Source organism: Pseudomonas sp. WS 5410 (assembly GCF_012985645.1).
GTDB lineage: Bacteria > Pseudomonadota > Gammaproteobacteria > Pseudomonadales > Pseudomonadaceae > Aquipseudomonas > Aquipseudomonas shahriarae.
The window spans coordinates 361,939-376,108 of record NZ_JAAQWS010000003.1 but is presented as its reverse complement, the minus strand read 5'-3'; the positions used below and the strand labels follow the sequence as shown (position 1 = coordinate 376,108).

Sequence of the window (14,170 nt, the reverse complement as noted above, 5' to 3'; positions counted from 1 at the left end):
ACACAAGCCCCACGTTTGATCTCCACTGGCTTTTAGGACGATTCTGAACAATTGTCCTAATTTGTCCTATTCCATATCCCTCTCAGGGATATTGCGCCCAGGAAAGCTTGGCCGGGTCATCAGACACCGGCGGCCTGATGCGTGTTGTACAGGCGAACCTATCGCTACAGCTTTCCGAGTAAGGAAGCTGACGACATGTTGCGTAATTTCTCTCCCTCTGGCCCTGGCCGCCTGCGTCTACTGATCGGTGCTGCCTTGTTGCTGCCGACCCTGGCCGTGGCCGATCCTGCCTATGATTCCCTGATTCGCCAGGCCCGTACCGGCAACTACACGCCAGCGCTCAACCTGTTGCGCCAATTGCCTGCCGAGCGCCAGACCTCTGGCCAGGTCAGCGATCACCTGTTGATCGCCAGTTGGGCGCGCCAGGATGACGAAGTACTCAAGGTCTATGAGGCCCAGGGGCGCCAGCGCCAACTGACCACCCAAGCGCTGACCACCGTGGCCCGCACCTACCGCAATCAACAGCGCTGGGCCCCCGCCGAGGCGGTGTATCGCCAGGCCTTGCTGCGCGAACCGAGCAACCCGGACCTGCAACTGGGCCTGGCCATGACCCTGGCCGATGGCGGCAAAACCGCCGAAGCCGTGCAGCGTGCCCGCACCCTGGTGGCGGCCAAGCCCGAGAATGTCGAGCGGCGTATGGCCCTGGGCTATGCGTTGTCCCGCGCCGGGCAGCCCTATGATTCGCTGTTCGAATTCGACCAGGCGTTTATCCGCGCCGGTAACCAGCCCGAGGTGGTGCGCGAATACCTGATCGCCCTGCAACGTGCACGTATGCCGGAACCGGCCCTGCGCCTGAGCGCCCGCCACCCCGGCTTGCTGGACCCGGTGACCCAGCGCCGCCTGGAAGGCGACCTGGCTGCCGAACGCGTGCGCCTGGCTGAATTCCCGACGCGCAGTGAAAGCGAGCGCTTTGTGATCGCCGACCGCGCCCTCAAGAATTACGACCAACTGCTCGCCACCTGGACCCCGGACGCCAGTGCCCATGACGATGTGGTGCGCTGGCGCATCGACCGCCTGGGCGCGCTCAAGGCCCGCGCACGTACCGCCGAGGTGCTCCACGACTACGAAGCCTTGCAAGCTCAAGGCGTGCAACTGCCCAACTACGCCCTGCGCTGGGTGGCCGCCGCCTACCTCGACCAGCGTTTGCCCGAGAAGGCCGCGCCGCTGTATCGCCAGGCAGTGACCGCGTCGGATGCCGACCCCAGCAACCAGGTGGTCGACAGCACCGCGCTGTACTACTCCCTGCTGGAAAACGACCAGACCCGCGAAGCTCGCGCCGTCGCAAACGACCTGGCGAGCACGCAAAGACCTCGGGTTGAACTCAAGGGGCTGCCCCTCGGTAACCCCAACGACGCGTGGCTGGCCGCCCAGCAACTGGCGGCCCAGGCCGCGACCTATGGCGCCGATCTGCCGACCAGTGAAAAAAGCCTGGAAACCCTGGTGCGCACCTCGCCCGGCAATGTCGGCATGCGCGTGGCCCAGGCGGACATGTTCCGCGCCCGCGCCTGGCCGCGACGTGCCGAAATTGCCCTCAAGAACGCCGAAAACCAGAACCCGCGCCATATCGACCTGGAAGTCTCCCAAGGCTACAACGCGCTGGATCTGCAGGAGTGGCGCCAGCTCGATATGCTCGCCGATGACGTGGTCGCCCGCGCCCCGGACAATCGCCAGGTCCAACGCCTCCAGCGCCTGCGCAAAGTGCATGAGATGGCCGAGCTGCGTATCGAAGCCGAGACCGGTAAAAGCCATGGCGGCGGGGCGGTTGCCGGTAGCCGTGACTGGGGGATCGAAACCCTGCTCTACAGCCCGCCCATCGATGAAGACTGGCGGATATTCGGCGGTATCGGCTACGCCACCGCCGACTTTGAAGAAGGCACGGGCCACCACCGCTGGCAGCGCCTGGGTGTGGAGCGGCGTACCCGTGATATGACCCTGGAGGCCGAAGTCTCCAATCACTCCTACGGCAAAGGCACCAAGCAGGGCGCACGCCTGGCGATTGCCCGCGACATCAACGACCACTGGCAGTACGGGGGCAGTCTTGACTACCTGGCCGCCAGCACGCCGTTGCGCGCGCTCAATGCCAACGTCACCGCCAACGGCGGCAGCGGGTTTATCCGCTGGAGCGCCAACGAGAGCCGTGAGTGGAAACTGGCGCTGAGCCCGTCCCACTTCAGTGACGGTAACGACCGTGTCGAAGCGTCGCTCATCGGCCGTGAGGGTGTCTACCGCTCGCCGGGCGTGCAAGTAGACCTTGGCCTGGAAGTCGCCGCCAGCCGCAACAGTAAGGAAGAGGCCGCGTATTTCAACCCGCGCTCAGACTTCAGCGTGCTGCCCACGGTGAGCGTCAACCATGTGCTTTATCACCGCTACGAAACCCAGTGGAGTCAGCAGTTCCAGGCCGGTGCGGGCACTTACAGCCAGCGCGATTACTCCACCGGTGCCATTGGTTTGCTCAGTTACGGCCAGCGTTATCGCTGGAACGACGTACTGGAAACCGGCGCCAACCTGAGCTGGATCAACCGACCTTATGACGGTGAGCGCGAAAGCGATGTGCGCCTGATCGTCGACCTCACTTACCGTTTCTAGAAGAGTCCGATCATGACCCTTGTTTCCCGTTGCCTGCTGGCCCTGGGCTTTTTGCTGAGCAGTGCCTGTGCCCAGTCCCCCGCGCCTTTTACGCCACCTGCTGAACGACTCAAACCGGTCAACGAAGCGCCGTGGCCGAAAAACCATTTCCTGGGCATTGCCTACCACGATGTCAACGACCGTGACCCCGACCAGAGAGTGGTGGCGGTGCGTACCGAACGCCTGATCGAACAGTTGTCCTGGCTGCGCGAGAACGGCTACCAGGCGGTCAGCGTCGACCAGGTCCTCGCCGCCCGTGCCGGCGGGCCAGAGCTGCCGCCCAAAGCCGTCATGCTCAGCTTCGACGACGGTTATTCGAGCTTTTACACCCGTGTTATGCCGATCCTGCGTGCCTACCAGTGGCCGGCCGTGCTGGCGCCAGTGGGCAGTTGGGTCGACACGCCGTTGAATCAGCCGGTGGATTTTGCCGGCGTGCCGCGTAACCGCGGGGAGTTTCTGACCTGGCAACAAGTGCGCGAAGTGGCGCAATCGGGCCTGGTGGAAATCGGCGCCCACACCGACGCCAGCCACAAGGGCGTGCTGGCCAACCCCCAGGGCAACCAGGAACCGGCCGCCGCCACCCGGCGCTATGACCCGGTCACCCGCAGTTATGAGTCCGAAGCGCAGTTCCGGGCGCGGATGCGCGCCGACGTCGCGGCGATTTCCAATAAGATCCGCGCCGTTACCGGCAAGGCCCCGCGTGTGTGGGTATGGCCGTATGGGGCGGCGGATGGCACTTCTCTGGCGGTGGTGGGTGAGCAGGGTTACCAGATGGCCCTGACCCTGGAGGACGGCCTCGACAACCTCGGCAACTTGATGAGCAGCCCGCGCTTTCTGGTGGACAACGACCCGTACGGTGAGGACTTCGCCAACAGCATGGTCTCGGCGCAGGTCAAAGCACCGATGCGCGTGCTGCATGTGGACCTCGATCATGTCTACGACCCGGACAAGGCGCAGGAGGTGCGCAACCTCGACGCGCTGGTCCAGCGTGTGCTGGACATGGGCGTCGACACCGTGTTCCTTCAGGCTTTTGCCGACCCCAAGGGTGATGGCCTGGCGCGTTCGCTGTACTTCCCCAACCGCCATCTGCCGATGCGCGCAGACCTGTTCAACCGTGTCAGTTGGCAGCTGCATACCCGTGCCGGCCTGGTCAAAGTCTACGCCTGGATGCCCGTGCTGAGCTTTGCCCTGGATGCCAAGCTACCCCGCGTCAGCCGCTGGGACCCGGCCACCGGCAAGGTGGCTGTCGACCCGAAACAGTACCAGCGCCTGTCGCCGTTCGATCCCCAGGTGCGCAAAGTCATCGGTGAGATCTACGAAGACCTGGCCCGTACCAGCGCTATCCACGGTGTGTTGTTCCACGATGACGCCGTGCTCTCGGACTTTGAAGACGCTAGCCCCCAAGCCCTGAAAACCTACGCCGCCAACGGCCTGCCGGGCAGCATCCAGGCGCTGCGCGCCGACCCTGAAGTGATGCAGCGCTGGACCCGTTTCAAGAGCCGGTACCTGATCGACTTCACCCATGAACTGACCGCCAAGGTCCGCGCCCTGCGCGGCCCGGAAGTGCTCACCGCGCGCAATATCTTCGCCGAGCCGATGCTCAACCCGGCCAGCGAAGCCTGGTTTGCGCAGAACCTCGACGACTTCCTCAAGCACTACGACTGGACCGCGCCGATGGCGATGCCATTGATGGAAGGTCAGTCACTGAAAAACTCCAACGCCTGGCTGGAAAAGCTCGTGGCCACGGTCAAGGCCCGGCCCGGTGCGATGCAGCGCACGGTCTTCGAGCTACAGGCCAAGGATTGGCGCACTCCAGCCGCCCCGGACATTTCCGGCGTGCAAATGGCCGAGTGGATGGGTGTGCTCAAGCGCCAGGGTGCCAGCAGTTTTGGCTACTACCCCGACAACTTCCTGGAGAATTCGCCGGATCTGAACACCGTGCGTCCGGCCCTTTCCAACAAATGGAATCCTTGACTCATGTTCGACAGAATCCTTGCTCTTCTCGTGTTGGCATTGGTGTTGGGTGTGCCCCTGGGCCTGATCTTCCTGGTCACCGGGCAGTTCCTGATGGAGTTCGTGTTTTTCTACCCGTTGTTCATGTCCGGGCTGTGGATTGCCGGCGGCCTGTACTTCTGGCTGCACTGGGAGCGCCACTGGCCGTGGTCCGATGACACCCCGGCGCCGGTGCTCAAAGGCGAGCCGCTGATCTCGATCCTGATCCCTTGCTACAACGAAGGCGACAACGCCGCCGAGACCATCGGCGCGGCGTTGGCCCAGCGCTATCGCAACCTGGAAGTGATTGCGATCAACGACGGCTCCAGCGACAACACCGCCGCTGTGCTCGACGCCCTGGCGCTGCAGGAGCCACGCTTGCGCGTGCTGCACTTGGCGCAAAACCAGGGCAAGGCCGTGGCCTTGCGCATGGGCGCCGTGGCGGCGCGCAGCGAATACCTGGTGTGCATCGACGGCGACGCCTTGCTCGACCGCAATGCCGCCGCCTACCTGGTGGCGCCGATGCTCGACAACCCACGGCTTGGCGCGGTCACCGGCAACCCGCGCATCCGCACGCGCTCGACCTTGATTGGTCGGGTACAGGTGGGCGAGTTCTCTTCGATCATTGGTTTGATCAAGCGTACCCAGCGGGTTTTCGGGCGGATCTTCACCGTGTCCGGCGTGGTGGTGGCGTTTCGGCGGGCGGCCCTGGACCGGGTCGACTACTGGAGCACCGACATGATCACCGAAGACATCGACGTGAGCTGGAAGCTGCAACTGGACCACTGGAGCATCTTCTACGAGCCGCGTGCGCTGTGCTGGATCCTCATGCCGGAAACCCTCGGCGGCCTGTGGAAACAGCGTCTGCGCTGGGCCCAGGGTGGCGCCGAAGTGCTGTTCAAGAATATTCGCGGGATCTGGCAATGGCGCCATCGCTACCTGTGGCCGCTGCTGTTCGAGTACTGCCTGTCCACCGGCTGGGCCTTCACTTTCCTGCTGTCGGTGATCTTCTGGGGCGTAGGGAAAGTGGTGCCGTTGCCCGAGGCGATTGCCGTCGGCATCGCTGATGCCGCCGGCCTTCACCGGCTTGCTGCTGGCGGTGGTGTGCCTGGTGCAATTTGCCGTGAGCATCATGATTGACCGGCGCTACGAGCGCGGCCTGTGGAAAACCCTGTTCTGGACGGTCTGGTACCCGCTGGTGTTCTGGCTGGTGAGCCTGTTCACCACCCTGGTCAGCTTCCCCAAAGTCCTGTTCCGCCAACATCAAAAACGCGCGCGCTGGGTCAGCCCGGATCGCGGCATCAAGGCACCTGCCAAGGAAGTTAAGCCATGAACCTGATCCGTACCCCACAGCGGCCTGTGATGCAGGCCATTGATATTTTCCTGACCCTGATGGCCTGGGCCGGCCTGGTGATCCTGCTGGTGCGCGGCCTGGTGCCGATGCTCGATAGCAATGGTGGCCCACGCATCGATGCACCGATTTTTGCCGCGCTGAACACCTTGCAGATCTACCTGTGGATCGCCTTGTTCAACGCGGTGCTGCTGATCGTCTGGGCGCGCTACCAACAACGACGCGGCAAGCAGTTCGCCCAGCGGCGCGCGGCGACCAAGGCGTTGAGCGACCACGGCTTGAGCGAGAGCTTCCGCCTGGCGGCAGGCGAGCTTGAGCAACTACGCCGGCCGGGGGTGTTGGTGATTCATAACGATCAGGAGGGCGGGGTGCAGGCGGTGACGGCGCATCACTCCCGTGAGGTGCGGCGGCCAGGGTTGAAACTGGTGGTGGGGCAGGAAAACTAGGCGCGTAGGGAAGGCGACCTTTTATTGTAGGAAAATTCGCCAATAGATTTAGGAATACTCCTATTTATCTCGCCTCGGCGGCCCACTGACAATCACGGAGTTGCGCGCCTTTAAACGTTTGATGAGTAGTTGTTCGTTATAAATCAATGGGTTGGCTGTTAATCAAAATGAGGTCCTCGCTCAATTTGAGAGCCTGTGTGCCGACAACCTGTTCGGCGATGACCGCGAACGCTTGCTCAATCTGCGGGAAATTGAGCAGGCCATTGATCAGCTCAAATGATGCAGGTCGTCGCTCAGTGCACGGGCTCAACAGGCTGTTTCGGTTTTATACCTGCTGCCGCGAGATCGTGAGCGGAGCCCCAGTCATACATGGAGTTTTACATGAAGCCAAAGCCGTTTAAAAAAAGCCTGCTGGCTTTAATCGTTGGGGCAATCAGCACTCAAGTGCTGGCCGTTGAAGTGGATGTTGGTCAAGGCAAGAGCACCTGGAGCGGTGAGAAGTTTAGTGAATCACTGACCCTCACCGGAACGGTGACTCAACCCACGAATGTGACCGCTAGCCGGGGCATTAGCAATTGGATGGGGGTGAGTGTCGCTGATACGAGCATTCAGGGCTCGTTGATCAATCGTGCAAATATTAATTTAGATGGACAAGGGCTCGACATTCACGGGTTCGCCGTGGACCCATCTCTGCAACTGACCGCTAATCCAGGAAGTAGCACCATCACGGGGGATGTTATCCAGGCAGCTGACATCACCCAGAGTAACGGGGCGTTTCAAGCCTTTGAGATCGGCGCTACCAATGTTGGCGGGAGCGTGATCAACTCCGGGACCATTCAATCCACGGCCCCAGTATCCAACCCCTGGACTTTTCGCGATGGCATCCGGTTGCATGGCACCACGGTGGCGGGGGATGTTTCCAACACTGGCGTGATACGGATGATGGGCGTCAACTCGCTTGCTATGCTGCTTGACCGAGGCGGCGTCTTCCCGATCAGCATAGGTGGCAAGATTCTCAACTCCGGTACGTTGTCTGTGACGGGCGACGACTCCTGGGCTTTCGAGGTGGAAACCTCCACATCTCCCTTGAGGATCGAAAACAGTGGCCTGATTTCCGCGAACGGCGCTGCTTCCGCTGGCGTGGTGTTTCATGACGGTACTGTCGATTACATCCTCAATACCGGCACGATCGAAGCAAAAGGCGAAAAGGCTGATGCTTTTGACTTCCACGGAGCAACTTTCGCTCAGAACAGTGCGCCCGGCTCTCGCGGCATCGTCAACCGAGGCACCATCAGTGCCGATGGCGTAGCCATTTATGCAGATATCGACGAGCAAACCTCCCCCTTCGAAATCAACCAGCAAGCCGGCGAAATCCGCAGCAACTCCGGCACCGCCATCGACGCGGCCAACCTGGCAAGCCTGAACTGGACTGGCGGCAAAATCGTCGGTGATGTACTCAACGTCACTGGCGTGAACATCGCAGGCCAGGCCGATTTCACCGGTAAGTACATCCAGAGCCCGGTATCGATCAACTCGGGCTCGTTAAACCTGTCGGACGCCGGCACCACCATCACTGGCGACCTGAATGTAGCCAGCGGCGCCGGGGTTGATATGCGCCTGTCCAACAGCGTGGTGCCGACCACGCCTTACCTGACGGTCAGCGGCGCCGCGAATTTTGCCCAGGCTTCGAAGGTGACCTTGAGCGCCAAGCCCGGTGATTTCACCGCAGCGCCCAGCGGCACCGAATACACCTTGCTGCAAGCCAGCAGCGTGCAGAACAACGGCCTGACGGTCGGCAGTACGTCGTCGCTGCTGGACGTGTTCAGTTACTCGGCTGATACGCAAACGGTCAAGGCTGTGGTGGGCTTGAAGAGTAATCAGCAGGTGCAAGAGGAGCTGACCAATGTCGGCGCCACTGAGCCGGTTATCACCGCCGTTAACGAAGTGAAAAATGACGTGCTTGGGCAACTGGATGAGAGTGATCCGGTGTTCCAGGCCGTGGCCAACGCCGGCAGCGCCCAGCAACTGGCGCAGATTGGCGAACAGCTCAAACCTGACGTAAACCGTGGTGCGCTGGACGTGGCCTTTTCCGGGCAGACCGTGATCAATGACGCGATCCTCAACCGCCTGGCCGGCCAGCGCGATGGCAGCGAACGCGGCGGTGTGTGGGTGCAAGGCTTGAGCAGCAACATGGACCAGGACGGTCGCGGTGGCGATAACGGTTACTCGGCCAACAGCAGTGGTGTGGCCGTCGGCGTGGACGGGCGTTTGAACGACAGCACCCGTGTGGGTGTGGCGTACAGCTACCTCAACTCCAATATCCATTCGGACCTGGGCAACAAGACTGAAGTGCAGGGCAACGCGCTGTCGCTGTATGGCAACTGGTCGCTGCAGAACTGGTTTGTCGATGGCAGCCTGAGCTATGGCGTCAACGACAACGACAGCAAGCGTCATATCACCGGCACTACAGCGAAGGGCAGCTACGACAGCCAGGCACTGTCGGCCAGTGTGGTGGGCGGTTACAGCTTCAAGGCGTCGGACAGCGTGCTGATCGAACCGCGTGTCGCCGCGCGTTACTCCAGCGTGCACATGGACAGCCTGCATGAGAAGGGCTCTTCGGCGGCGCTGAACACTGGTTCCCAACGTTACGAAGTCGGTGAGCTGGGCGCCGGCCTGCGTGTGGCAGGCAACCTGGCGCTGGGTGCCGGCACTCTGCAACCGGAAGCGACCGTGATGGCCTATCACGACCTGATGGGTGATCGCGTGGCGCAGACTTCCAGTTTTGTGAACGGTGGTTCGACGTTCAGCGTGACCGGCGCATCGGTAGCGCGTGACAGCTATGAGGCCAGCGTGGGCGTGAACTACCAGGTCTCGGCGTTCAGCGTCGGCGCCAGCTACACCCGCCAGGCTCGCAGCGGGTTTGATGCCGATGGGGTGATGGTTAAGGCGCGGTACGCGTTTTAAGTAGAAAAACCGGGGGCCAGACCACGATTGAATTTTTAATCGGGGTCTGGCCCTTTTTTATTGCTCGTTTTATGTGCTTTGCAGACTCAACCGTCGCCCAATCAAATCGTAGCCATTGCGTAAGGCCAGGTTTTCCAGCCGTTGGGGAAAACAGGCTTAAACCACGATTCAACCGCTACTGATTGTCTGGCCCCCTATTTGCTTCTTCTTTCATCAAAAAAGGCGGGTGCGTCACCTGACACAACGAGAGCAGGTTGTGACAATTTGCCAGCTCTGTGCATTTGGTGAAAACTCCACTTTAAAAGGCCCCAAGAATTTGCTGGGCAGGCATGTGCTGTCAGGGAGGCTGTTGCTCACAGTCTTTACGATGGCCAGTTACCACCAATGGCGATTATTTCTATAAAGGATTGAGATGTTCGAGATAGATCGCGGCAGCAAAGTACTGTTGGTGGACCAGATTCGCAGCGAAATCATCCGCCGCATCGAATCTTTTCAATGGGTGCAAGGTAGCCGTTTGCCGTCAGTCAGGGCACTTTCCAAACAGTTGGGCGTGAGTATTTTTACGGTGAGCAGTGCCTACGAGGATCTCGTTGCCCAACAGGTCATCGAGTCCCGGCCTGGTGCGGGTTACTACATTCTTGCGCCCACTGCTCCGGACGTTTCCAAGGATCTGGACAAGATCATTGCGCCATCCAGTTTGCACGCGGGTTTTCTTTATCGGGCGCTGGATCCTTCCCAATACGATATTCCTGTCAGTTCAGGGTATTTTCCACCTGCCTGGTTGGCGGACGCCGTTCCGGCGTCAGTGACCGGCCGGCTGATTCGCAGCACGCTGTCTTGTAGTGCCCCGGCGCCTGCTGCGGGCAAGCAGGAGTTGCGTTCGGTGATTGCGCGACAGCTGCGGGAAATTCAGATCAATGCCTCCAGCAGCCAGATTGTGGTGACTGTGGGGGCTACCCATGCGTTCTCGCTGATTCGCAGTGTCATGCTTGAGCCTGGTGATTACCTGTTGGTCGAGGATCCAAGTTACCTGCTGCTGCAGTTGCGGCTGATCAAAGACCGGGATTTCAACATCATCACCGTCCCCCGCATGGCAGATGGCCCGGACTTGGAGGCCATGGAAGCCATGTTGATCCAGTATCGACCAAAACTGTTTCTTACCCAGACCCTGATCCACAACCCTACCGGGGGCAATACCTCGCCGGCCAAGGGCTTCAAGATTCTTTCGTTGGCGCAGAAGTATGACTTTCATATTGTCGAGGACGATATCTTCGGTTCGTTATGTGCCCGGCAAACCCTGCGCTTGAGCAGCCTGGATGAATGGAACCGCACCTTCTATATCAGCGGATTCAGCAAGGTACTTAGCCCGGCATTGCGCCTTGGGTATGTGGTGGCGCCGGCGAAGTTTGTCGAGGGGCTGATCGAACAGAAAATGTACAACTTGTTGTGCGGTTCATCACTGGACGAGACGATCGTGACCTACACCCTGGAGTCCGGCCGCTATCGACACCATTTGGATGGTTTGCGCCAGCGGGTGACGCAGGAGCGTGTCCGGGCGCGGGAGTGGTTGGGGAACAAGGGGGTGGTGTTTGACGATGCCAGTGCGCAGGGGGTGTTTTTGTGGGCGCGGTTTCCTCAGCACGTGGATCTACGCCGCCTGATTGAGCGGGCACACGATGCCCGCATTTTCCTGGCGCCTGGATCACTGTTCAGTAACACGCACGATTATGATCAGTACATTCGCTTGAACGTCAGTCATTGCAACGATATCCGGTTCAAGCACTTCATCGATGCCCAACTGGACTGTGAAACTGAGCTCACAGGCAAGACTGAACAAGACGCCTGACCCTCAAGGCTTGATGCGTGACCCGGCATCGTGCGGTGAGTGTTGCGCCGGGTCGAGGTTTCGTTGCCAGCGTTTGAAGTACTCCGCCAGGGTTGCTACCTCTCCCAGGTCTTCATAAGAGTAGATGTTGCCGGTAAGGATCTGCACGTCATCATCGTCGTGGAGCATTTGGATGGATGAATCCTCAGCGATTTCCAATCCATTGACAGCCAAGCTGATGTTGTCGATCCAGTACAACGGTTTCCCGTCCTGGCCGGACCAGACCTGAGCGTCTGCGTAAAACGACTTCAGGGCCAGTCCGTTGGTTTTCATGGGCATAGCGTTAACCCCGTTTACGGCTGGGAGTGTTCTTGGCGCCTGCTGATGGATGACATCAGCCGCACTCGGTTAGATCAGACTGCGTGGGTCATTTTTTTTCAGCCCTGAAGCGCAGCCGTGTGTAGTCCACCGTCCAATGTCCGCTGGAGTCCAGCAGGTCGCTGGCCAGTTCCTCCGTGACCTCCTCCAGAAACTGCGCGTGTGCGTCTACCGGTAAAGCGGCCAAATAGGGGCTGCCATAGGTTTTTATCCATTCGCTGACGGGGTAATCCAGCACCATTGGGCGCTCGAACCAACTGATGAACGTGACGTGGAACCCCACCTGCTCCAACACCTGTTGGTACTCATGGGCGGAGGGCAAATACCAAGGGTCAATGTCCTGCGCATCGACGGACCTGCGTTCCAGGGCCTCATGGATGGCCCGCCGGATCAACAGGGCATTTTTCGCACCGGCAAACTCACCCACAAACCGCCCGCCGGGTTTGAGTGCCATAAAGGCGCCACGGGCTACTTGATCAGCATGACGCATCCAATGCAGGGCGGCATGGCTGAATACCGCATCGAATTCCTGGTGGAAGTAGAGCTCTTCGGCATTGCCCAGTTTCACCTCAAGGTTGCGCGAGCGTGCGGCGTTCACCTTCTCGGGGCTGGAGTCGAACCCCACCACCTCCGCACCCTGGCGAGCGAGTTGTTCACTCCAATAGCCATCACCGCAGCCGATGTCCAGCACCCGCTCCCCCGTTTTGATTGCCAGCAACTCGATCGCACCGTTGGCCCGGTGAATCTGCGAACACGTGTTGGTTTCATAAGGCAGGGCGTTCCTTTCCTGCAACTCGAAAAAGGGGCGGAAAAAGCTTGAGGCAGTCATCGGGAGGTCTCCGTTTAGGGGAGGTGATGTGGCTGTCGGGCTGCAAGCCCCTCTAAGCATCACCTTGGGCGAGGTGAAAAAGGGCGCGCCGGTTGCCCGGCGCACGCTCCGGTTCAGATGCGCTTGGACAACCAGACCAGCACGATTACCACGACGCATGCGGCCGGGGTCAACCAGTTCCAGAGCTCACCCATCAGCCAGATCGAAAAGGCAAACGTGAAGAACGGCTGTAGCAACTGCAACTGGCTAATGCGTTGGATGCCCCCCAGTGCCAGTGCACGGTTCCATGAAAAGAAGCCCAGCAGCGAGTTGACCAGCGCCAGGAAGAGCAGGGCTGCTACCCCTTGGCCAGGCAGGTTGGCAATAGCTTCGCCGTCATACAGCCAGAGGCTGACCGGAAGTAACACAGGCAGGCTGATGACCAGGGTCCAGCACATGACCTGCCAGCCCGGCAGTTCCTTGGACAGCGCGCCGCCTTGGGCGTAGCCAAAGCCGGCCAGCATGACGGCGCCCAGTAGTGCCAAGTCACCGATGTAGATATCCGAGACATTCGAGTTGATCACGGTATAGGTCATGACCACCAGGAAACCCAGGCTCGACACCACCCAGAACATTTTGGAGGGGCGGGTACCTGTGATCAGCGTGCCGAAGATAGCCGTAGACAGTGGCAGCGCCGCGAGCACCACGCCGCCATGGCTCACGGGAACGTATTGCATGCCAAGGGCGGTAAGGATTGGAAAGCCGTAAACGATCCCGGTGGATGTCAGCAGCATTCGTTTGATTTGTGATCGAGTGGGCAGCTTGGCTCGGCCGAGAATCAGAAATGGAATTGCCGCAAACGCTGCCAGCACCGACCGGAAAAAACCGACTTGCAGGGCGCTTAGATCGCCCGCGAGTATCTTGGCCGCCGGTAGGGTCATCGCGAAAGCTGCGACCGAAATGAGCCCTAGGAAGTAGGCTTGCAAGTCCTGGTTTTTTGATTCTTGAAAGCTGGCGATATTGGTTTGCGTCATGGGACGTTTCCTTTGGTTTCGCCGGTGGTGCATCCGCCCATGCGGGTGGATGCGCAGGCCGGTCAGATCTGTTTGTTATTGAGGTTGGGTTTATCCAGGGGGCTGGTGCTCAGGAAAAATACCAACGATGAACGTGTGCCACTTTGTACCTTGCGTACCCCATGGGGGATTTCGCAGCGATTGATCAGCACATCGGCATAGCCGGTTTTAAACTGCGACTCCTGGCCTTCATGCTCGATAAAGAACTCGCCGCCTTCGTATTGCCTGCCGAACTGAATGACCACCGAGTAGCGATATTCCAGGTTGCTGTAGGTATCAATGTGCTTACCGATATAGTTGCCAGCCTCCAGCAGGTTGGATTGGCAACGACGGATAAAACACTCTCCCTCCATGATGCCGTTGAAAAACTCACGGCTTTTGCCTGACGAGAGAATTTCCACCACCCGTTCGCCATACGGTGTGTTCCGATAGACGGGCAACTGGCCTTTTTGGTCTTCCATGAAGCGCCCAACCGCCAAAAAGTTTTCTTCGCCCACATCGCCGATTTTAATGATGGTTTTGGGGATGACCTGGCACGCGGTCTCCAAGTAGTCGATATCTTCATCTGAGAACAGTTGTGAAGCCTTGAGGCGTGCGTAGGCGTCGGTGTGCAACTGTTGATTGGCTGCTTGAATCGTCTCTTGCATG

10 protein-coding genes and 1 pseudogene are annotated in these 14,170 nt (G+C 59.9%); 7 read left to right on the top strand and 4 right to left on the bottom strand.

The genetic code is table 11. The features are described 5' to 3' along the window. Positions 1-195 precede the first annotated feature (195 nt). From pgaA to HBO24_RS07430, 7 genes and pseudogenes are all read left to right on the top strand, one after another. A complete protein-coding gene (gene pgaA, locus HBO24_RS07460) occupies positions 196-2,646 on the top strand; it encodes a poly-beta-1,6 N-acetyl-D-glucosamine export porin PgaA (RefSeq protein ID WP_170059507.1) in 2,451 nt (816 codons plus the stop codon). A 12-nt stretch (positions 2,647-2,658) separates the two neighbouring features. Next, positions 2,659-4,659, top strand: coding sequence for a poly-beta-1,6-N-acetyl-D-glucosamine N-deacetylase PgaB (pgaB, locus tag HBO24_RS07455; RefSeq protein ID WP_170059506.1), 2,001 nt, complete (start codon positions 2,659-2,661; stop codon positions 4,657-4,659). Between the two features lie 3 nt (positions 4,660-4,662). Next, a pseudogene (gene pgaC, locus HBO24_RS07450) lies at positions 4,663-6,010 on the top strand (poly-beta-1,6-N-acetyl-D-glucosamine synthase). Next, entirely contained in the window at positions 6,007-6,474 is a 468-nt protein-coding gene (gene pgaD / locus HBO24_RS07445) for a poly-beta-1,6-N-acetyl-D-glucosamine biosynthesis protein PgaD (protein ID WP_057438951.1), read from the top strand. Before pgaC ends, pgaD begins: the two are co-directional and overlap by 4 nt. 151 nt (positions 6,475-6,625) lie before the next feature. Then, entirely contained in the window at positions 6,626-6,754 is a 129-nt protein-coding gene (locus HBO24_RS29490; RefSeq protein WP_170059505.1) for a hypothetical protein, read from the top strand. A gap of 101 nt (positions 6,755-6,855) precedes the next feature. Beyond that, positions 6,856-9,438, top strand: a complete 2,583-nt coding sequence (locus HBO24_RS07435; protein WP_170059504.1) for an autotransporter outer membrane beta-barrel domain-containing protein — start codon at positions 6,856-6,858, stop codon at positions 9,436-9,438. Positions 9,439-9,850: 412 nt separating this feature from the next. Then, positions 9,851-11,284 (top strand): PLP-dependent aminotransferase family protein, encoded by a 1,434-nt coding sequence (locus tag HBO24_RS07430; protein ID WP_115127121.1) that lies wholly within the window; start codon positions 9,851-9,853, stop codon positions 11,282-11,284. A 3-nt stretch (positions 11,285-11,287) separates the two neighbouring features. Here the strand turns inward: HBO24_RS07430 and HBO24_RS07425 are convergent, their stop codons facing one another. From HBO24_RS07425 to HBO24_RS07410, 4 genes are all read right to left on the bottom strand, one after another. Beyond that, positions 11,288-11,596 carry a hypothetical protein gene (locus HBO24_RS07425; RefSeq protein WP_147283315.1) on the bottom strand — a complete coding sequence of 103 codons (309 nt, stop codon included), beginning with the start codon at positions 11,594-11,596 and terminating at the stop codon, positions 11,288-11,290. A gap of 94 nt (positions 11,597-11,690) precedes the next feature. Next, positions 11,691-12,470 carry a class I SAM-dependent methyltransferase gene (locus HBO24_RS07420; RefSeq protein WP_169990439.1) on the bottom strand — a complete coding sequence of 260 codons (780 nt, stop codon included), beginning with the start codon at positions 12,468-12,470 and terminating at the stop codon, positions 11,691-11,693. A 113-nt stretch (positions 12,471-12,583) separates the two neighbouring features. Then, the gene (locus tag HBO24_RS07415; protein ID WP_057441728.1) at positions 12,584-13,483 is read right to left on the bottom strand and encodes a DMT family transporter; all 900 of its coding nucleotides are present in this window, start codon (positions 13,481-13,483) and stop codon (positions 12,584-12,586) included. 62 nt (positions 13,484-13,545) lie between these two features. After that, positions 13,546-14,169: a 2OG-Fe(II) oxygenase gene (locus tag HBO24_RS07410; protein ID WP_057957953.1), complete on the bottom strand. Its 624-nt coding sequence runs from the start codon at positions 14,167-14,169 to the stop codon at positions 13,546-13,548. Position 14,170 lies beyond the last annotated feature (1 nt).

What these genes read in the sequence shown, in the direction of transcription:
- pgaA (WP_170059507.1), top strand. Translation starts at nt 196, where the DNA reads ATGTTGCGTAATTTCTCTCCCTCTGGCCCTGGCCGCCTGCGTCTACTG.
- pgaB (WP_170059506.1), top strand. Translation starts at nt 2,659, where the DNA reads ATGACCCTTGTTTCCCGTTGCCTGCTGGCCCTGGGCTTTTTGCTGAGC.
- pgaD (WP_057438951.1), top strand. Translation starts at nt 6,007, where the DNA reads ATGAACCTGATCCGTACCCCACAGCGGCCTGTGATGCAGGCCATTGAT.
- HBO24_RS07435 (WP_170059504.1), top strand. Translation starts at nt 6,856, where the DNA reads ATGAAGCCAAAGCCGTTTAAAAAAAGCCTGCTGGCTTTAATCGTTGGG.
- HBO24_RS07430 (WP_115127121.1), top strand. Translation starts at nt 9,851, where the DNA reads ATGTTCGAGATAGATCGCGGCAGCAAAGTACTGTTGGTGGACCAGATT.
- HBO24_RS07425 (WP_147283315.1), bottom strand. Translation starts at nt 11,596, where the DNA reads ATGAAAACCAACGGACTGGCCCTGAAGTCGTTTTACGCAGACGCTCAG.
- HBO24_RS07420 (WP_169990439.1), bottom strand. Translation starts at nt 12,470, where the DNA reads ATGACTGCCTCAAGCTTTTTCCGCCCCTTTTTCGAGTTGCAGGAAAGG.
- HBO24_RS07415 (WP_057441728.1), bottom strand. Translation starts at nt 13,483, where the DNA reads ATGACGCAAACCAATATCGCCAGCTTTCAAGAATCAAAAAACCAGGAC.
- HBO24_RS07410 (WP_057957953.1), bottom strand. Translation starts at nt 14,169, where the DNA reads ATGCAAGAGACGATTCAAGCAGCCAATCAACAGTTGCACACCGACGCC.